Origin of the sequence: Neisseria elongata subsp. elongata, from assembly GCF_900113545.1 — a bacterium.
GTDB lineage: Bacteria > Pseudomonadota > Gammaproteobacteria > Burkholderiales > Neisseriaceae > Neisseria > Neisseria elongata.
On sequence record NZ_FOPS01000005.1, the window covers coordinates 155,686 to 174,858 of the forward strand.

The following is a 19,173-nucleotide window of genomic DNA, read 5'->3' on the forward strand; positions in this document are numbered from 1 at the left end:
ATGTTAAAATGCACCCGTTTTGATTTTCAGACGGCCTTTTCAATATGACCACCCCGGCACAACGCATCCGCCACCTCACCGACCTCCTCAACCGCTACGCCTACGAATACTACACCCTAGACGCGCCCAGCGTACCCGATGCCGAATACGACAAATTGTTCCGCGAGCTTGAAGCATTGGAGCGAAACTACCCCGAGCTTAAACTGCCCGACAGCCCGACCCAGCGCGTCGGCGGCGAACCTTTGGCAGGCTTTGCCGAAGTGCGCCATGAAGTGCCGATGCTGTCGCTGACCAATGCCTTTTCCCCGCAAGATGAAAACGGCGTGTTCGACCATGCCGAAATGTACGCTTTCGACCAACGCGTGCGCGACGGCTTGGACGGCGGCAATCCCGAATACGTTATCGAACCCAAATTCGACGGCCTCGCCATCAGCCTGCTCTACCGCGATGGTGTATTGGTGCAGGCGGCGACGCGCGGCGACGGCACGACCGGCGAAGACGTTACCCAAAACGTCAAAACCGTCGCAAATATCCCTCTGCGGCTGCACGGCGAAAATCCGCCCGAACTCATCGAAGTGCGCGGCGAAGTGCTGATGCTCAAAGCCGATTTCGCCGCCCTCAATAAAAGACAAACCGAAAACGGGCAAAAACCCTTTGCCAATCCGCGCAACGCCGCCGCCGGCAGCCTGCGCCAACTCGATTCACGCATTACCGCGCAACGCAAACTGCACTTTTTCCCCTACTCCATCGCCCGCCAGCAAGGCGGTTTCATCGCGGAAGAACACATCCAAGAACTCGCCTATTTCCGAGAACTCGGCTTCAGCCTACCCGACGGCAATTTCGGCTGTTTCAAAAATATCGACGAAGTATTGGCGTTTTACGAACAAATGCAGCAAAAACGCCCCTCCCTACCCTACGAAATCGACGGCATGGTCGTCAAAGTCAACAGCTTGGCGCAACAACGCGAACTCGGCTTCATCTCCCGCGCGCCGCGCTGGGCGATTGCCCACAAATTCCCCGCTGAAGAAGCACTGACCGTCGTCGAAGCGATTGACGTGCAAATCGGGCGCACCGGCGCGGTTACCCCCGTCGCCCGCCTGCAATCCGTATTCGTCGGCGGCGTAACCGTCACCAACGCCACCCTGCACAATCAGGACGAAGTATCGCGTAAAGACGTGCGCGTCGGCGACACCGTCGTCGTGCGCCGTGCCGGAGACGTGATTCCTGAAGTCGTGCGCGTGATTTTCGAACGCCGCCCGATGCAGGAAACCGCCGTTGCCGTTTCAGACGACCTCAAGCATCAACAAGACGACCTGTTTGCCGAAACACCGTCCTCCAACCAAACCCAATCCGTTCCGCTCCACAAGCCCTACCGCCTGCCGACCCATTGCCCCATCTGCCGCAGCGAAATCGAACGCGAAGAAGGCGAAGCCGTCGCCCGATGCAGCGGCGGCATGCTTTGTCAGGCGCAACGCGCGCAAGGCTTAATCCACTTCGCCTCGCGCAAAGCCATGGACATCGACGGCCTCGGTCAAAAACAAATCGAACAGCTTGTCGCCCAAGACCTCGTCCGCCATTTCGCCGACCTCTACCGCCTCGACATCCCGACCTTGCAAAAAATGAAGGAAACGGCGGATAAAGGGTCGTCTGAAAACGAAAACGGCGACACAGAAACGGTTTCAGGCGACCTGTCTGAATCCAACACCCCAAACAGCAAAAAACAACCGACCAAGTGGGCAGAAAATATCCTTACAGGCATAGAAGCCAGCAAAACGCCCGAACTCGCCCGCTTCCTGTTCGCGCTCGGCATCCGCCACGTCGGCGAACGCACCGCCAAAACGCTGGCGCAGGCATTCGGTTCGCTGGAACACGTCCGCCGCGCACCCGAACCCATCCTCGCCTGCCTGCCCGACATCGGTACCGTCGTCGCCCGCTCCATCGCCCACTTCTTCGCCCAAGACGCGCAGCAGGCGATGATAGATGAGCTGCTTGCCGCAGGCGTTGCCCCGCAAACCCAAGCCGTTACCATCCCGCCCGCCCGCCATGCCGAGCCGCAACGCTGGATTGCCCGCCTGCCCGGTTTCAAAATCAGCGAAAACAAAGCCCAAGCCTTATGGGAACTCGCCGGCAAAAGCATAGAGGGCCTGCAAACCGACAAAGCCCTCCCTGCCGACTGGCAAACATGGCGCAGCGAAACACAAAACGCCGCCCTGCTCGAAAACCTAAAAACCTTCTTCGCACAAACGTCATCTGAAAACCAAGAAGCAACGGTTTCAGACGACGTCAACGAAGCCGTAGCAGGCAAAACCTTTGTGTTAACCGGCACCCTGCCCACCCTCAAACGCGACCAGGCCCAAGCCTTGATCGAAGCCGCCGGCGGCAAAGTTTCCGGCAGCGTGTCCAAAAAAACCGACTACGTCGTCGCCGGAGAAGCCGCCGGTAGCAAGCTGGAAAAAGCCAATGCCTTGGGTGTGGCGATATTGAGCGAAGAAGAACTTTTGGCGATGCTGAAGTAAATCTTACCGAATAAAGGGCGGATTAGCCGGTTGCCGATATCAGGCTGCAAACCGATACAGCATCAAAATTCGTCTCCTATGGCAGGCCGTCTGAAAGCGGCCGTGCCTTTTATCCGCATCATCATTGGTGAAGAAATATGCAATGCTCCAACGCCGCACAGGCTTTCTCCCAAATCGTCAAAGATTTGCATACCCTGCTCAAACCGCTCGGTTTCAAGAAGAAGGGCAACCATTTCCACCGCCAAACCGAACACGGCGTCGGCCAACTTATCCATACGCAAAAAAGTCAATGGAACGACAAAAGCCGCTTGGGCTTTACCTTCAACATCGGCCTGACCTGCCCGCTGCTGCAAAACGATCCGCGCTTTCATGAAAACGGGCGGGCACTGCCCGATTTCCCCGGTCTGTATGATTGTCTGACCCATGAGCGTATCGGTCGGTTGCTGCCGGAGCAGGAACGGCACGACCTTTGGTTTGAAGTGGCAGACGACGGCAGCGGTTCAACCGTCGTGCACGAAGTCCAAACCATGATGCAGAAATTGGTGTTGCCGTACTTTGCCGCGCACACTAAACCGCAACAACTTTATCCGCTAATAGGTAACCGGTACGCGATGCGTCTGGCTGTCAAATTGGGCGAAGCAGAACAGGCAAAACGGTTTTATCAGGCGGAATATGAATGGGCACAACGGCGTTATCGGGAAGAATGCCGGGCGGCGGAGCATTACCGGCCTAAAGGAAGAGGAAATCCGCCCGATCCGCAAATTTGGTTGGATTATTTGGAAGAATTGGAGCAGGACGCTGCCAAGTGGGACGTGCCGGAGATATAGCGGCTTGACTTTAACGTGAACGGATTTTCAATAGGGGCGGCTTTATTCCGCCCTACCCCAATTTGGAACCATAAGGCCATGGAGGCCGTCTGAAAACACCGTTTCAGACGGCCTGCAGCATTTTATCCAACTGCGCAAGATGGTGCGCCAACGTCGGGTCATAGTTCAACGCCTGCAACGGGGAGGCAATACGGTGCGCACCTCCTGCTTTCAGGGCAACTGCGCGGGCGACGGCATCGGCCAAAGTCTGCGGGTTTGCTCGCTTGAAGAAAAAGCCTGCTTCGGGTTTCATCACTTCGCAACAGGCCATGTTGTCGGCCAGTACGACGCGCGTGCCGCACAACACCGATTCGATGCCCACCAAGCCGAAGGGTTCGTACAGCGAGGCCATGATGGTGTAATCGGCGGCGCGGTATAAATCGGGCATATTGTTGCAAAAGCCGAGTTCCTGCACATTCTTCATCGGGCGCGGCAGGGGTGAACCGGCCACGGCCAGCCTGACGGGCAGCTCGGTGCGTTCGAAAAATTCTGCCAGTAAATCCAATCCCTTGCGTTTGTGGCCGGTAGACGGAAACAGGAAAACGGTTTCATCGTCGCGCCAGCCGTATTGCCGGCGTGTGGCGGCGATGCCGTCCGGACGGGGGGAAAAGCGGTCTGTATCCGCCGGCGGATAGATGGTGCGGATTTTTTCAGACGGCACTTGATACAGTTCCACCAATTCGCGCCGCATCATTTCCGAATGCGCCATGATGGATTTGGCCGTGGCGTAGTTGCTGCGGTTGCGGCGGATGGTCAGTCGGTCAATGAAGTTCGGCTTCTGCCCCATCGCGCGCAGATAGCCCAGATGGTTGCCGCCGCAAATGTATACGTCGGCATGGTCGGCGGGGTTGCAGGCAATCAGGTATTCGTCTTTGCGGCGGATGCTGTCGAGCTGGCGGGCGAAAAAAAACGGCCGCAATTTTTTCGGGATTTTTTTTTGGTTGATTAAAACGGGTTCGATGTGCCGGTAAATCGGCAGTGTGTCGTCAAATTTCGCCGCATATACTTTCACTGCACGCCCTTGTGCCGTCATTTGCTTGACCAAGTCGAAAGTATAGCTTTCCATGCCGCCGCCGCTGCGGAAAACATTGATGCTGATTGCCGTGTTTTTCATCAAGATTTCCTTAATGGTTGAACTCCGCCCTTCGGGGCGGCAGGTTTGGGAGTTTAGTCAGGGCAATGAATGGGCATGCGCCTTATGCACACTCCGGCGTGTTAAATCTTCGTAGACCCTTGTCAAAACTATTCGGATTTTACCCGAAAACATTTGAAGAGGCCGTCTGAAAACGTTTCAGACGGCCTCAATCACTCAATCGAACCACACCGCCTGACTCAGCGGCCTGCCTGCCAAGTCTTTGGGCGACAAATTCGGTTCGCCTTGCAGCGGCCATTCGATGCCGACTGACGGATCGTTCCAAATCAGCGAATGTTCGGCTTTCGGGTTGTAATAATCCGTGCATTTGTAAACGAATTCGGCTTCATCACTCAAAACGTAAAAGCCGTGGGCGAAGCCTTCGGGTACCCACAGTTGGCGTTTGTTTTCCGCCGACAAGATTTCGCCTGCCCATTTGCCGAAAGTCGGCGAGTCTTTACGCATATCGACGGCAACGTCAAATACTTCGCCGACAACAACGCGCACAAGTTTGCCTTGCGTGTTTTCGGTTTGGTAATGCAGGCCGCGCAATACACCTTTGCTTGATTTGGAGTGGTTTTCCTGCACGAAGGTGCGGTCGCAGACGTTGGCCTTAAACCATTCGTCGCGGAAGGTTTCCATAAAGAAGCCGCGCGCGTCGCCGAAGACTTGCGGTTCTAAAAGTTTGACTTCGGGGATGGCAGTGTTGATGATTTTCATATTTTGAATTCCACTTGAATCATCCAAAAAATCTATCCTTGATTCAATGAAGATAATCTGTTTTACCTTATCGGCCGATACCCGATAGCAGGCGCAACAGATATTGGCCGTATTGGTTTTTTGCCATCGGGCGGGCGAGTTCTTCCAAACGCTCGTCTGAAAGCCAGCCGTTGCGCCAAGCAATTTCTTCGAGACAGGCAACTTGCAGGTCTTGAATGTTCTGCACGGTTTGGACGAATGAGGCGGCTTCGTGCAGGCTTTCGTGCGTGCCGGTGTCCAACCAAGCAAAGCCGCGTCCCAAAAGCTGGACGGACAATGAACCGTCGTCAAGATACATCTGATTCAGACTGGTGATTTCCAATTCACCGCGTTCAGACGGCCTAACTTGTTTGGCGAACTCTATCACGCGGTTGTCGTAGAAATATAAGCCTGTTACTGCCCAGTCGGATTTGGGCTGTTTCGGTTTTTCCTCGATGGATAAGGCGTTGAAGTTTTCATCAAATTCAACGACGCCGAAACGTTCGGGGTCTTTGACTTGGTAGCCGAATACGGTGGCACCGTATTTTTTGGAGGCGGCTTGTTTCAGGGTTTGGGTAAACGACTGACCGTAGAAAATATTGTCGCCCAAGACCAAGCAGACGTTGTCGTTGCCGATAAATTCTTCGCCGATGATGAATGCTTGCGCCAAGCCGTCGGGGCTGGGCTGCTCGGCATAGCTGATGGAGATGCCGAAATCGCTGCCGTCACCAAGCAGTCGCCTGAAAGATGGGTTGTCTTCAGGGGTGGTAATAACCAAGATTTCGCGTATTCCTGCCAGCATCAATACGGACAGGGGATAGTAAATCATGGGTTTGTCGTACACGGGCAGAAGCTGTTTGGACACGCCGCGCGTGATGGGGTATAGGCGTGTGCCGCTGCCGCCGGCAAGGATGATGCCTTTCATGGGTTTCTCCTGAAGTATTGATGGGCGGGGTATTGTTTTAAGCCATATTTGAATAAGGCATTGAAACGAAGCAATACGCAAATAATGTTTTCAGACGGCCTTGTATCTCAAAAAGGCCGTCTGAAAACTTATTTCCCCGTTCCCAAACGTTCCAGACGGTAACTACCGTTCAGTACATTTTGCCACCAAGTTTTGTTGTCCAAATACCATTGCACCGTTTTTCGGATGCCGGATTCGAATGTTTCCTGCGGTTTCCAGCCCAGTTCCCTGCCGATTTTGGCGGCGTCGATGGCATAGCGTACGTCATGGCCAGGGCGGTCTTGCACGAAGGTAATCAAATCTTCGTAGTGCGTCACACCGGCCGGTTTTTCAGGAACGAGTTCTTCCAGCAGGGCGCAGATGGTTTTGACCACTTCGATATTGGCTTTTTCATTGTGCCCGCCGATATTGTAGGTTTCTCCAACAACGCCTTCTGTAACAACCTGATACAGCGCGCGGGCGTGGTCTTCGACAAACAGCCAGTCGCGGATTTGCATCCCGTCACCGTATACGGGCAGTGGTTTGCCGTCGAGTGCGTTCAAAATCATCAACGGAATGAGTTTTTCAGGGAAATGGTATGGACCGTAGTTGTTCGAACAGTTGGTTACGATGGTCGGCAGACCGTAGGTGCGCAGCCATGCGCGGACGAGATGGTCGCTGGACGCCTTGGAAGCGGAATAGGGGCTGGACGGGGCGTAGGGCGTAGTTTCGGTAAACAAATCGTCCGTGCCGTGCAAATCGCCATAAACTTCATCGGTGGAAATATGGTGGAAACGGAAAGCTTCGCGTTTTTCAGACAGCATCCGTTGCCAGTAGGCACGTGCGGCTTCAAGCAGGTTGAACGTGCCGACGATGTTGGTTTGGATGAATTCGCCGGCGGAATCGATAGAGCGGTCGACATGACTTTCCGCCGCCAAATGCATGACGGCATCTGGCCGGTGTTGGGCAAACACACGGTCAAGTTCGGCGCGATCGCAAATGTCCACTTGCTCAAAGGCGTAGCGCGGGCTGTCGGCTACGTCGGTCAGCGATTCGAGATTGCCTGCGTAAGTTAACTTGTCGAGATTGATGACGGAATTTTGGGTATTTTGGATGATGTGGCGGACAACTGCCGAGCCGATAAAGCCCGCGCCGCCGGTAACGAGGATTTTCATATAAGCATCATTAGTTTAAATAATTTAATACATCATGTATAGAATATCTATTCTTTAAACAACGCAATATTGCATATTCGGTATAATTTATATAAATAAATTTATATTTTAAAGAATTAATCTACCGGATATAAAAGCGCGTAACGATGCGGTTTAAATATTCTATAATACAACTTTCTTAACGGCATATTATAGTGTCTGACTTTTCTCTCCCTATCTTTTATAAAGCTTTCCATCATATCATGGAAAAATAGACCATTTTCCTTATATAGGCTATAGTGCTTATTATATATTTTCAGCATATTGTCAGATTTCTTCTGCTTGGTTGCCGTATTGCATACGGAAGACGAATCTTCTCTTTGGCGATAAAAAAACAATGCTTCCGGTATTTTATAAGGTATGCCGCCATCTTTAATTATAGAAATAAACAAATCCCAATCTTCATACATCCCTAAATCTGTATCAAACCCCCCAACTTTATCAAAATGAGATTTTCTAATTAACGCAGTAATATAAATACCATTATTTAATAAGAAATCTGTCATTTTAAATTGCGGCTGCCACAATTGATTTTTCCTGCCAAAAAGTTGGACATCGCTATAAACAATAGATATTGATTCATCCTGTTCTGCAACCGACACACATTTTTTTAGATAATCTGGATGCAATTTATCATCCGAATCCAAACATACCAGATATTTCCCCGTTGCACGCCTAATCGCATTCATTCTCGCAATAATACAATAACTGTTTTTTTGTGAAATTACAGTTAAATTAGCATGTTTTTCCTTATATCTATTAAGCACATCCAATGTATTGTCAGTAGATCCATCATCAACGGCAATAACTTCAAAATCCTGTAAAGTTTGCGCAAACAAACTATCCAATGTTTCAGGCAGGTATTTGGCAGTATTAAAACAAGGAATAATGACGGAAACCAAGGGATTTTGTGTATTCATTTAAAGTCCTATTATTATTTTAATTGGGGAGATTTATTTCCTGATACGGGTTAATTTTTAAAATGTAGTTTATCCAATTGCCGAAACTATATTTTTTTCTTATAGATTCATCAATTTGAACATATGGTTTTTCTAAAAAATCATCCAATGCGGCAAAATCATAGCCGTCCCAAATTAAAAAATTATTCGGATGATAAAAATCATAATATTTGACTTGGGGGTTAGTCGTAATGAGTTTTTGCTGATACCCTAAGGCCTCAAAGGTACGAAAAGATAGGCCTTTATGCTCATCAATAACAAAATCAATTAAAACCCTTGCCTGACGCGCCCTATTAATATTTTCTTCAAAATCAATTATCTTATCAATAATTGTTATACTATCATCAGGGTATATCTTACGTCCATCACCGTTCCTTTTCCAAAGAATGTTAATATCCGCCGTTTTTTTTCTTTCTTTAACATAACGGCCGAATCTGGCAATTACTGCCGCCCGGGAATCCATATGGACACCCGTAAAATAAAAGTCCAATGTTCTTTCAGGCACATTTTCCAAATTATTATCAAAATAAAAATTTGTGGCGGGGAACAGCGGATAATCCGGATTTTTTAAATCATCCGGATCAAATACATAAAATCTATCAAATTCTTTAATTAACGGATAAATGGCAGGAAATCGATGTAACCCGTCAAATTGATAATTAACCACGCCATGCTTGCTCTGCCGTTTCAGAAATCGAATAAATTCCTGGCTATATATATCGCCACTAATCAACAAAACATAATCTAGCCCGCCTGCCTGCTTAATTTTTTCATTAATATTATTTTGTAGCACCTGCCATTTAAGCTGTTTTTTTGCATAGGTATCGTTATAAACAATTTTCCGCCACTTTACTTTCAACCAGCTGCCAAATGACGGATAACGGAAACTTTCTCCATTTTCCACAATATCGATAACGTTGAATCCATGATATTTTAGATTCTCATGTATCAGTTTATACAAACCCGATACAACCGGCATACCAAACAAAATGGTTTTAGCTGTCATGCTGCATTCCTAGATAAATCTAAAGCCGTCCAAATTCTCAGACGGCCTTGCAATTTTCGATTTACTCGCCCAAGAGCGCAATATCCGCTACCGCGTTCATCTGTTCTGCCAAACGGTTCAGCAAATTCAGGCGGTTTTGTTTTACGGCGGGGTCTTCCGCCATCACCATTACGCCGTCGAAGAAGGCATCGACTTGCGGTTTAACGGAAGCCAGTTCGGACAAGGCGGTTTGGAAATTGCCTTCGGCAACAGCAGCGGCGATTTTCGGCTGCAAGCCTTGTGCAGCGGCATACAGGGCTTTTTCTTCATCTTGTTGCAGCAGGCTTTCATTGACTTCGCCCAGCGCGGCATCGGCTTTTTTCAGCAGGTTTTGCACGCGTTTGTTGGCGGCAGCGAGCGCGGCGGCTTCGGGCAGTTGTTTAAACGCGGCAACGGCTTGCAGTTTGGTGGTCAAATCGTCCAAACGGCGCGGCTGTTTGGCGAGTACGGCGGCGACGATGTCTTGCGGATAGTCGTTTTGCAGCAACACGGCAAGGCGCGCCTGCATGAAGTCGGCGGTTTCAGACGGCGTTTTTTCGTTGAGCAAACCTTTGGGGAAGCTGTCGAAGGTCGTCTGAATCAGCTCGTTCACGTCCAAGCCATACTGCATCAGCATCCGCAAAATACCCAAGGCAGCGCGGCGCAGGGCGTAGGGGTCTTTGTCGCCGGTCGGGATCAAACCGATGCCCCAAATGCCGACCAGGGTTTCCAGTTTGTCTGCCAGCGCAACGGCAGTGGCGGTTTTGCTTTCAGGTAGCCTATCGCCGGCAAAACGCGGCTGATAGTGCTGCTCGATGGCTTCGGCGATTTCTTCGGTTTCGCCGTCTAGGAGGGTATAGTATTTGCCCATCGTGCCTTGCAGTTCGGGAAACTCGCCGACCATTTCGGTCACCAAGTCGGCTTTCGCCAAACGCGCGGCGCGTTCGGCTGCGGCGGCATCCGCACCCAAAGCTTTGGCGATGTGGGCGGCAATGCTTTGCAGGCGTTCGATGCGTTCGGCTTGCGAGCCGATTTTGTTGTGGTACACCACGTTTGCCAGCTTGGGCAGGCGGCTTTCCAAAGTCGCTTTCTGGTCTTGTTTGTAGAAGAACTCGGCATCAGACAGGCGCGCGCGCAAAACGCGTTCGTTGCCTTGGATGATGTGCGACGGGTCTTCGGTTTGCAGGTTGGAGACCAGCAGGAAGCGGTTCATCAGCTTGCCGTTTTGGTCGAGCAGCGGGAAGTATTTTTGGTTTTGCTGCATGGTCAGAATCAGGCATTCCTGCGGTACGGCGAGGAAATGTTCTTCAAAACCGGCTTCCAATACCACAGGCCATTCAACCAGCGCGGTCACTTCGTCCAGCAGGGCTTCATCGGCGGCTACGGTGGCTTTCAGACGACCTGCCTGCTCGTTCAAAGCCGTCTGAATCACGGCTTTGCGCTCGACAAACGAAGCGACGACTTTGCCTTGCTCGCGCATTTGTGCGGCGTAGCTGTCGGCGTTTTCAATGGTGATTTCGCCGCTGGAAAGGAAGCGGTGTCCCAAGGTTTGATTGCCACTTTGCAGACCCAAAACGCTGACGTTCACGATGTCGCCGCCGTGCAGCACAATCAGCCCGTGAACGGGGCGCACGAAGGTAAACGTGCTGCTGCCCCAACGCATTACTTTCGGAATCGGCAGTTTCTTAACGGCTTGATTGATAATGTCTTCCAAAAGTTCGCCCAACGGTTTGCCGGTTTGGATATATTCGTAGGCGTACACATCCTGCTTGCCGTCGTGGACGATGGTCAAGTCTTCGATTTTCGCACCCGCACCGCGCGCAAAACCTTCCAAGGCCTTGGTCGGCGCACCATCTTTCATGGCATTCGCCACGGCAGGACCTTTTTTCACGATTTTCTGATCGGCTTGAACGGCTTTAACGTTTTTGATTTGAACAGCCAAACGGCGCGGCGAGGCGTAGGCGGTAAATTCGGCTGCGCCGTCAATCAGTTGCGCTTTTTCCAAGCCTTCGGCAACAGAAGCAGCGAAGTGGTTGCCTAAATTATTCAGGGCTTTGGGAGGAAGTTCTTCGGTAAGGAGTTCGATTAAAAGGGTTTGGGTTGTCATGCGGGTTTCTTTCGATTTTTTGTGTTTTGTACCAATCGGTTTGTCTCATTCAGAATTTAGAGGCAGGCCGTCTGAAAGCGGAGCGGGAATGATGATGCAGCATTCGTTACGCCGTTTCCGGACGCTTGCTCAACTCGGCATAGTAGCCTTGTTTTTCCAATAATTCTTTATGCGTTCCTTCTTCAATGATGCGGCCGTCGCTCATCACGATAATGCGGTCGGACTGCTCGATGGTGGTCAGGCGGTGGGCAACGATGATGCTGGTCCGGCCGTGCATCAGGCGTTCCAATGCTTGCTGAACCAGCCGTTCGGATTCATTATCCAGCGCGCTGGTGGCTTCGTCGAGCAGCAGGATGGGTGCGTCTTTCAGGATGGCGCGTGCAATGGAAACACGCTGCCGTTGGCCGCCTGAAAGTTTGTGGCCGTTCGCACCGATTTCCATGTCCCACCCTTGCGGATTTTGCCGGACAAAATCCCACAAGTTGGCGGCTTTCAGCGCGCGCTCCACCGAATCGGCATCGGCATTGGGACAACCGTAAAGCACGTTATTATACAGGGTATCGTCAAATAGAAATACATCTTGGGATACCAAGGCAAACTGTTTGCGCAGGCTTTCCAAGGTCAAATCGCCGATGTCGATGCCGTCAAGCGAGATGCGGCCGGATTCGGGCGTAATGAAGCGCGGCAATAGGTTGATGGCCGTGGTTTTCCCGCTTCCGGAACGGCCGACCATGGCGACTTTTTCCCCCGGCCGGATATGGAGCGTGAAATCGTCCAAGGCTTTGTTTTCCTGCTCGGGATAACGCACATCGATGTGCTCGAAACGGATGCTGCCTTTTGCGGTCTCGATGGTTTGCGTACCGTTGTCGGCTTCATTTTCCGTATCGAGGAAGGCATATACGTTGTCGGCGGCGATAAACATGGCCTGCATGGGAATCCCGATGTTAGACAAGTTTTTAATCGGGCTGACCATTTGCAGCATGGCAATGATAAAGGCCATGAATTCGCCGATGGTGGTCGCCCCGCTGCGGCTCTGCCACAAGGCGATAAAGATGACGACGGCTAATGCGGCTGAAGCAATGAACTCGCTGATGGGCGAACGGGCGGAGGAAGCCTGTGCGATTTTTTTGTTGATACGGGTAATTTTTTGGTTTACCGCCGTGAAGCGGTCAAGCGCGTTTTGATAACCGCCGAACAGTTTGACGATGCGGTGGCCCTGATGCAGTTCGTTAATGACTGTGGTCAGCTCCGCCATACTAGTTTGTGCGCCGATTTGCGGTTCTTTCAGCCGGTTTCTGTAGTAGCGCGATAATCCCAGCAGTAACGGGAACATGACAACCACCACCAAGCTCAACTGCCAGTTGAGATACAGCAGGACACACACCAAACCGGCCACAATCAGGCTGTCCCGGGTAACGGTGATGAAAACATCGGAGGCATTGGAAATGGCGATATTGGCCTGAACCAAAAAACGGCTGGAAATGTTGCCCGAAGATTCGGCCTGCTGTTTTTCGGACGACAAGTGCAGCATTTTGTCGAACATGTCCTGCCGCAGGTGCTTAATCGCCTCTATGCCGACCCAGGAAAGCAGATAGCCGCTGGAAAAGCGGCCGATGCCGCGCAAGGCTACCAACACCAGCAGAAACAAAGGCACAGCCCAGATTTTCTGCTCCGTCCCCCAAATCAGGTAGTTCATTTTGTCTTTGAAGGTAATCAGTGCGCCGTACCAATGCGCCGCCTCGCCGGACACGGGTGCGGCCTGCGGCGCGGCAAAACCCTGATTGACCAAAGGTGCAATAAAGGCAGCAAGGTAGCTTTCCGTAGCCGCCACCACCATAATGGCCAGCAAAGCCCAGACAATGCGGATTTTGTAGGGTGTGAGGTATTTCAGCAGCCGCATAAAATTGCGGGTGTCTTTTTTATTGAACAGGCTGAAGTTTGTTTGTTCTGTCATTGGTTTCCGATTGGGATGTGTTGCCTCGGTTTTATTTTTTCAGACGGCCTCCGAAGGCCGTCTGAAAATCGGCGCGGCCGGGTTCGGCAAGGCGGATTATGCCACAAGCCGCCCTCTTCCGCCTTGGTGCGGCACGCTTCACACCTGCCGATCAAACCCCGGCGGCATACTGCCGCAGCAGTTCGCGGAATTGCTCGCCGGTTTCGGGGTGTTTCAAACCGTAGGCGACGGTGGCTTCGAGATAGCCGAGTTTACTGCCGCAGTCGTAGCGTTTGCCTTCAAAAGCATGGGCGAGGACGAACTCGTGGTCCAGCAGGCGGGCAATGCCGTCGGTCAGTTGGATTTCGTTGCCTGCGCCGCGCGGCAAATTGGTCAGAAGGTCGAAGATGCGCGGAGTCAGAATATAGCGGCCGACAACGGCCAGGTTGGAGGGTGCTTCTTCGGGCTTCGGTTTTTCGACGATATTGGTAATCCGCTGGAAGTTTTTCAGTTTTTCCACTTCGACAATACCGTAAGAGCCGGTTTGCGACGGATCGACGGTTTCCACCCCCAGTACGCTGTTGCCGCTTTGATTGTAAACTTCGACCATCTGTTTCAGCGCACCTTTGGGCGCATCAATCAAATCGTCGGCAAGGATGACGGCGAACGGCTCGTCGCCCACAGCCGCACGGGCGCACAATACGGCGTGTCCCAAGCCCAATGCTTCGGTTTGACGGATGTAAAGGCAGGTGATATTCGGCGGCAGGATGTCGCGGACGTGTTCCAGCAGCTTGTCTTTATGGCGTATTTCCAATTCGGTTTCCAGCTCGTAGGCTTTGTCGAAATGGTCTTCGATACTGCGTTTGTTGCGGCCGGTGATGAACACCATTTCTGTGCAACCCGCTTCCACCGCTTCTTCCACCGCATATTGAATCAACGGCTTATCAACGATAGGCAGCATTTCTTTCGGGCTGGCCTTGGTGGCGGGCAGGAAGCGCGTACCCATGCCTGCAACGGGGAAAACGGCTTTTTTTATCGGTTTCATTACATTTCCTTTTTCAGACGGCCTTCTTGAAGCCGCCGATTCTACCTTCCGACAGGGCAGGCTTTCAACCGACAAAGGCCGTCTGAAAACCTGATTTCAGACGGCCTCTATGATTGATCGGCTATTTATTCAGTTTATCCAACAGCTTGCCTAAAAGCCGTTGCAGCTCGCGGTGGTCTTTTTCGCTGAAACCCGTCCACAGGCCGCTGCGTTTTTCGTTCAACATCGGCTGTATCTGCTTGATGAGCTTTTCGCCTTCCTTGGTCAGGCTCAACACGATTTGACGGCGGTCGTATTCGTTGATACGGCGGGTTACCCATTTGTTGGCCACCATTTCGTCCGACAGGCGGGTGGCACTGGTGCGGGTCAGGTTCAGAATGTCGCTGAGACGGGAAGGCATGATTTCCTGATCGGGGCTGAGGTATACCGCCAACAGCGACAACCACATGTTTTCATTGATGCCCGTGCCTTTCAGGCATTGGTTGAGGTTTTCGCTCATCGATTCGGCGGTCAGCCGCACAAGGCGTGCCGTCAGGGCTTCCTGCAAGGGGTATTCCGGCAGTTTTTCCGCCAACGAGGTTAATTGTTCGGTTACTTCGGTACGTGAAAAGTTCATCATGCTTCCATTCTTTCCGGTTGATTTTATTGCAGACGCAGCCTGCAATTAGTAGGAATCCGTATAGTAAACTGAGTAACTTGCAGCATGGCTGATTGTCGGATAATCGGTTATATCAATCGGTCAAACGGTTGTATTTTTCAGACGGCCTGCCTATTCCGCCCCCTCTTTCCGCGTTTGGCGTTCAAACTCTGCCAAAGACATATCCATGCTTTCCAAACCCGGGGTCAGGATGCGCGAAACGGCCTCGCCCACGGCATCCTGCGTGGTACGGGCGGGACGGTAGACGAAGAGTTTGAACAGTTCGCCCAACCCGATATGCTCGGCATTGGTTTTCAGCACCCAGCCGTGCTGCACTTGGTAAACATAACCGTGCCGCGCCAGCTTTTCCAAAAGGTCGCCCAATTCGTCGTAGCCCATATTGATGCGGCTGCGGAAATCCTTAACGCGCAGGGTCAGGCCGTCGTTTTGCGCCCGATAGAGCATCAGCAGGATTTTCAATACGTCGTCGAAACGGCCGTGCGCGCCAAACGAGCGGCGGAATGCGTCGTCCTGCCAATAGGAAAGCGAAGCGGTCAGCACTGCGCCGGTGAGCAGTAGCATCCACAGCAGGTTCAGCCAGATGAGGAATACGGGGATGGCGGCAAACGCGCCGTAAATCAATGTATAGCTGTTGAACGTGCCGACATACCAGCCAAACCCGCGCTGAGCCAAATCGAGCAGCACGGCGGTCAGTGCGGCACCGATCAGCGCGTGGCGGGCGGGCACATAGCGGTTGGGCACCACACGGTACAGCAGCCACAGCGCGGCGGCGTTCATCACCAGCCCGCCGACCGTTTTGATGCCGTCTGAAAGGCGCGTATCTTGATTCGCCCACTCCTGATGCCGCAGCAGCAGTTCCCACACCGACAATCCCGCGCCGACGGCCAGCGGTGCGAAGGTCAGCAGCATCCAGTACACCAAAAACTGCGTCCACAGAGGACGGCGGTTCTGCGCACGCCAAATGCGGTTGAAGGTTTGGTCTATCGTGCGGATCAGCATCACGGCGGTAACGCCGAGGAACACGATACCGATGGCGGTCAGATTGCCGGCATTGCTTTGAAATGTCGCCAGATAACCGTGCACCGCATCCGCGCCCTGCGGCACCAGATAACCGTCTATCAGCTCAATAACCGACGACGACAGATCGTCGAACACCGGAAAGGCCGACAAAATAACCAGTGCGACGGTCAGCACCGGCACCAGCGCCAACAGCGAAGTAAACGTCAGGCTGGCCGACACCTGCGGCACGTCCACCTCGTTAAACCGTTGGTAAAGAAAGCGTGCAAACCCGAACAGGCGCGACTCGCGCACGGCTTGCCATGATGGTTGTTTCAGCATATTCTGCCTTCGTCCGCCTGTTTTCAGACGGCCTCCGAAGCACGCAGAGGCCGTCTGAAAACGAATTCTCCGACATTATCCAAACATTTCTTCAATCATTCTAACGGAAAGCCACCATGAACCCAACTCCCCTCCCCCTGCTGGTTTTGTACTATTCGCAAAACGGCGGCACGCAAAACCTTGCCCGCCACATCGCACGCGGCATCGACAGCGTTGCCGGTTGCGAAGCCGTCGTCCGCACCGTACCGAAAGTCTCCGCCGTCTGCGAAGCGGTGGAAAACGACATCCCCGACGACGGCGCGCCCTACTGCACGCCCGAAGAACTGAAAAACTGCGCCGGACTGGCCTTGGGCAGCCCCGTCCGCTTCGGCAACATGGCGGCGGCCGTGAAATACTTCCTCGACGGCACCATCCCGCACTGGCTTTCCGGCCACTTAATCGGCAAACCCGCCACCGTCTTCGCCAGCGGTGCCGGCCTGCATGGCGGGCAGGAATCCACCCTGCTGAGCATGATGCTGCCGCTGCTGCACCACGGCATGATTATCTCCGGCATCCCGTTCTCCGAAGCCGCCCTCAACGAAACCCGCGGCGGCGGCACGCCCTACGGCGCAAGCCATGTCGCCGGACACGACGGCAACCCCGCCCTGACCACCGAAGAAGAAACGCTGGCCTTCGCGCAAGGCCAACGGCTGGCCCGGCTGGCACTGCAACTCAACCGCCCGTAACCCCGCCCTCAACAAACAGGCCGTCTGAAAAACCGTCCGCAAGGTTTTCAGACGGCCTTTCGCATCCTGTCGCAGAGGCCGTCTGAAAGCACGGCTGAAAAACAACCGGTGCGCTTCCTTCCGTTTTTCTGATGGCCTCCATCAAAATTTCGGATTACACCCGTTTACACAAACTTACTATACTGCCTGCCAACGGCCGTCTGAAAGCCGTTCAAACAAAATATATATGACTACGACGGAGAAACTCCATGAGCAACACAAACGAAAAAAGCTATGCGGAACTGCACCGCCCCGCCTCGTCGTTCGACAACCGCGACGCCTACCTCGAACACGAACTGGAAATCCTGAATCCCAAACGCTGGAAAATCAACCTCCCCCTGCGCGACTACCGCTTCGAATGGGAAGACCTTATCCCCGCGATGGCCGGCACCATAGGCAAAGTCGTGATGGTGGGCGCGGTGGCGGCGGCCTTTGCCGTCCCCTTGGGCCTGCCCGACGGCTTCGTCCTTGAAAACGTGCGCTACGAACTGCTGATTGCCTCGTTCTTCATCCTGCTGCTGTCCGGCTTCTTCCTGCCCACGGCCAACCTGCCCGGCACGCACGGCCCGCTCATCCCGCTTATCCCCATCGTGGTCGCCGCCGGCGGCCACCCGCTGGCCTTCGGCATCCTGATTGCCGTATTCGGCTTCATACTCGGCATTTCCAAAGGCGGCAGCCTGATGGCCAAACTGACGGGCAACGGCGTCTGCGGCGGCCTGCTGCTCTACCTCGGCTTCATCGGCACCACAGGACAGGTGAAACAGCTCTTCGAATGGGCGGGCAGTTTCAACATGTCGCATATCGCCTTCATCATCATTCTCGGCACCATCATCCTCTACGCCCTGCTGGAACACTGGCAGAAACGCTGGCTGGCCGTACCTTTGGGCTGCCTGCTGGCAGGCGTAACCGCCTACATCCTCGGCGCACCCTTCGCCTTCAAAACCGCCCCCGGCCTGCCGCCGCTCTCCCCGAACTACTGGTGGGGCGAAAACACCGGCTGGATGCTCGGCTGGCCGACCCTCGACAGCTTCCTGGTCGTCTTCCCCTTCGCCGTACTGGCCGTAGCCATGTGGTCGCCCGACTTCCTCGGCCATCAGGTTTTCCAAAAACTGAGCTACCCCGAAAAAGCCGAACGCGCACACATGAACATTGACGACACCATGGTCAGCTGTGCCGCACGCCAGGCCGCAGGCTCACTCTTGGGCGGTGCGAACTTCACCTCATCATGGGGCACCTACATCATCCCCGCCTCCGTGGCCAAACGCCCGATTCCCGCAGGCGCGATCCTCACCGCCGTCTTCTGCATCATCGCCGGCATCTGGGGCTATCCGATGGACTTGGCGATATGGAAACCCGTATTGAGCGTGGCCCTGATTGTCGGCGTATACGTCCCGCTGCTTGAAGCAGGCATGGAAATGACCCGCAAAGGCAAAACCACCCAATCTGCCGCCATCGTCGTTTTCTCGTCCGCACTGGTCAATCCCGTTTTCGGCTGGTCGCTGACCATGCTGCTCGACAACCTCGGCCTCATCGGCTGTAAAGCGCGCAGCGCGGAGTTGGGTTTTGTCGGCCGCGTCGTCGTCCCAACCGTCGGCTTCGTCATCCTCTGCCTGGCCATGGGCGCGGTCGGTATGTTCCCGGGCATCCCCGCCTTCCTGCCTCATTTCCAAAAAATGTAGCAGCAGGCCAAAAATGAAAAAGGCCGTCTGAAAAGCATATTATCGGCTTTTCAGACGGCCTCCCTTATCTTTACCCGATTCCAACCGGTTGCTTCAAACAACCCGTCCCGCCGCGGAAAATCCCGCGGCAGGCACCACAAGCCGACACAATCCCGCTGTGGCGCAAAACGCAACGCCCCTGCCCGACGGCAAACCGCCTGATGCCCGCCAACCGCTTCCTTTGCTATAATCCCGCCACTTTTCACCCGCCCGACAGG

General features: G+C 53.3%; 15 protein-coding genes. 4 read left to right on the forward strand and 11 right to left on the reverse strand.

What is annotated here, in order from left to right:
* The first annotated feature begins 44 nt into the window (after positions 1 to 44).
* Together ligA and BM261_RS06735 are read left to right on the forward strand one after the other, a co-directional pair.
* Complete coding sequence (gene ligA / locus BM261_RS06730; RefSeq protein WP_074896617.1) at positions 45 to 2,516, forward strand: NAD-dependent DNA ligase LigA; 2,472 nt, start codon at positions 45 to 47, stop codon at positions 2,514 to 2,516.
* Positions 2,517 to 2,653: 137 nt separating this feature from the next.
* Positions 2,654 to 3,343 (forward strand): DUF4304 domain-containing protein, encoded by a 690-nt coding sequence (locus BM261_RS06735; protein ID WP_074896621.1) that lies wholly within the window; start codon positions 2,654 to 2,656, stop codon positions 3,341 to 3,343.
* A gap of 103 nt (positions 3,344 to 3,446) precedes the next feature.
* Here BM261_RS06735 and BM261_RS06740 read toward each other — a convergent pair whose 3' ends face one another.
* From BM261_RS06740 to BM261_RS06790, 11 genes are all read right to left on the reverse strand, one after another.
* Positions 3,447 to 4,496, reverse strand: a complete 1,050-nt coding sequence (locus tag BM261_RS06740; protein WP_074896626.1) for a glycosyltransferase family 4 protein — start codon at positions 4,494 to 4,496, stop codon at positions 3,447 to 3,449.
* A 195-nt stretch (positions 4,497 to 4,691) separates the two neighbouring features.
* Positions 4,692 to 5,234 (reverse strand): dTDP-4-dehydrorhamnose 3,5-epimerase, encoded by a 543-nt coding sequence (gene rfbC / locus BM261_RS06745; RefSeq protein ID WP_074896630.1) that lies wholly within the window; start codon positions 5,232 to 5,234, stop codon positions 4,692 to 4,694.
* Between the two features lie 67 nt (positions 5,235 to 5,301).
* A complete protein-coding gene (gene rfbA / locus BM261_RS06750; RefSeq protein ID WP_074896634.1) occupies positions 5,302 to 6,177 on the reverse strand; it encodes a glucose-1-phosphate thymidylyltransferase RfbA in 876 nt (291 codons plus the stop codon).
* Between the two features lie 128 nt (positions 6,178 to 6,305).
* The gene (rfbB, locus tag BM261_RS06755) at positions 6,306 to 7,370 is read right to left on the reverse strand and encodes a dTDP-glucose 4,6-dehydratase (protein ID WP_074896638.1); all 1,065 of its coding nucleotides are present in this window, start codon (positions 7,368 to 7,370) and stop codon (positions 6,306 to 6,308) included.
* A 116-nt stretch (positions 7,371 to 7,486) separates the two neighbouring features.
* Positions 7,487 to 8,329 (reverse strand): glycosyltransferase, encoded by an 843-nt coding sequence (locus BM261_RS06760; RefSeq protein ID WP_074896642.1) that lies wholly within the window; start codon positions 8,327 to 8,329, stop codon positions 7,487 to 7,489.
* Between the two features lie 19 nt (positions 8,330 to 8,348).
* Entirely contained in the window at positions 8,349 to 9,374 is a 1,026-nt protein-coding gene (locus tag BM261_RS06765; protein WP_074896646.1) for a hypothetical protein, read from the reverse strand.
* Positions 9,375 to 9,435: 61 nt separating this feature from the next.
* On the reverse strand, positions 9,436 to 11,499 hold the full coding sequence (gene glyS, locus BM261_RS06770; RefSeq protein WP_074896652.1) for a glycine--tRNA ligase subunit beta: 2,064 nt from the start codon (positions 11,497 to 11,499) through the stop codon (positions 9,436 to 9,438).
* A gap of 106 nt (positions 11,500 to 11,605) precedes the next feature.
* The gene (gene msbA / locus BM261_RS06775; RefSeq protein ID WP_074896657.1) at positions 11,606 to 13,453 is read right to left on the reverse strand and encodes a lipid A export permease/ATP-binding protein MsbA; all 1,848 of its coding nucleotides are present in this window, start codon (positions 13,451 to 13,453) and stop codon (positions 11,606 to 11,608) included.
* Between the two features lie 151 nt (positions 13,454 to 13,604).
* Positions 13,605 to 14,477, reverse strand: coding sequence for a UTP--glucose-1-phosphate uridylyltransferase GalU (gene galU, locus BM261_RS06780; RefSeq protein ID WP_074896661.1), 873 nt, complete (start codon positions 14,475 to 14,477; stop codon positions 13,605 to 13,607).
* A 121-nt stretch (positions 14,478 to 14,598) separates the two neighbouring features.
* Positions 14,599 to 15,093, reverse strand: a complete 495-nt coding sequence (locus tag BM261_RS06785; protein ID WP_003771017.1) for a MarR family transcriptional regulator — start codon at positions 15,091 to 15,093, stop codon at positions 14,599 to 14,601.
* A gap of 153 nt (positions 15,094 to 15,246) precedes the next feature.
* Positions 15,247 to 16,473 carry a YihY family inner membrane protein gene (locus BM261_RS06790; protein WP_074896665.1) on the reverse strand — a complete coding sequence of 409 codons (1,227 nt, stop codon included), beginning with the start codon at positions 16,471 to 16,473 and terminating at the stop codon, positions 15,247 to 15,249.
* Positions 16,474 to 16,589: 116 nt separating this feature from the next.
* Between BM261_RS06790 and wrbA the strand changes: the two genes are divergently transcribed.
* Positions 16,590 to 17,198 carry an NAD(P)H:quinone oxidoreductase gene (gene wrbA, locus BM261_RS06795; RefSeq protein WP_074896669.1) on the forward strand — a complete coding sequence of 203 codons (609 nt, stop codon included), beginning with the start codon at positions 16,590 to 16,592 and terminating at the stop codon, positions 17,196 to 17,198.
* Positions 17,199 to 17,446: 248 nt separating this feature from the next.
* Positions 17,447 to 18,916, forward strand: a complete 1,470-nt coding sequence (locus tag BM261_RS06800) for a DUF3360 family protein (protein ID WP_074896673.1) — start codon at positions 17,447 to 17,449, stop codon at positions 18,914 to 18,916.
* Positions 18,917 to 19,173 lie beyond the last annotated feature (257 nt).

Excerpts from the sequence above, each read along its gene's own strand:
- ligA (WP_074896617.1), top strand. The coding sequence starts at position 45 with ATGACCACCCCGGCACAACGCATCCGCCACCTCACCGACCTCCTCAAC.
- BM261_RS06735 (WP_074896621.1), top strand. The coding sequence starts at position 2,654 with ATGCAATGCTCCAACGCCGCACAGGCTTTCTCCCAAATCGTCAAAGAT.
- BM261_RS06740 (WP_074896626.1), bottom strand. The coding sequence starts at position 4,496 with ATGAAAAACACGGCAATCAGCATCAATGTTTTCCGCAGCGGCGGCGGC.
- rfbC (WP_074896630.1), bottom strand. The coding sequence starts at position 5,234 with ATGAAAATCATCAACACTGCCATCCCCGAAGTCAAACTTTTAGAACCG.
- rfbA (WP_074896634.1), bottom strand. The coding sequence starts at position 6,177 with ATGAAAGGCATCATCCTTGCCGGCGGCAGCGGCACACGCCTATACCCC.
- rfbB (WP_074896638.1), bottom strand. The coding sequence starts at position 7,370 with ATGAAAATCCTCGTTACCGGCGGCGCGGGCTTTATCGGCTCGGCAGTT.
- BM261_RS06760 (WP_074896642.1), bottom strand. The coding sequence starts at position 8,329 with ATGAATACACAAAATCCCTTGGTTTCCGTCATTATTCCTTGTTTTAAT.
- BM261_RS06765 (WP_074896646.1), bottom strand. The coding sequence starts at position 9,374 with ATGACAGCTAAAACCATTTTGTTTGGTATGCCGGTTGTATCGGGTTTG.
- glyS (WP_074896652.1), bottom strand. The coding sequence starts at position 11,499 with ATGACAACCCAAACCCTTTTAATCGAACTCCTTACCGAAGAACTTCCT.
- msbA (WP_074896657.1), bottom strand. The coding sequence starts at position 13,453 with ATGACAGAACAAACAAACTTCAGCCTGTTCAATAAAAAAGACACCCGC.
- galU (WP_074896661.1), bottom strand. The coding sequence starts at position 14,477 with ATGAAACCGATAAAAAAAGCCGTTTTCCCCGTTGCAGGCATGGGTACG.
- BM261_RS06785 (WP_003771017.1), bottom strand. The coding sequence starts at position 15,093 with ATGAACTTTTCACGTACCGAAGTAACCGAACAATTAACCTCGTTGGCG.
- BM261_RS06790 (WP_074896665.1), bottom strand. The coding sequence starts at position 16,473 with ATGCTGAAACAACCATCATGGCAAGCCGTGCGCGAGTCGCGCCTGTTC.
- wrbA (WP_074896669.1), top strand. The coding sequence starts at position 16,590 with ATGAACCCAACTCCCCTCCCCCTGCTGGTTTTGTACTATTCGCAAAAC.
- BM261_RS06800 (WP_074896673.1), top strand. The coding sequence starts at position 17,447 with ATGAGCAACACAAACGAAAAAAGCTATGCGGAACTGCACCGCCCCGCC.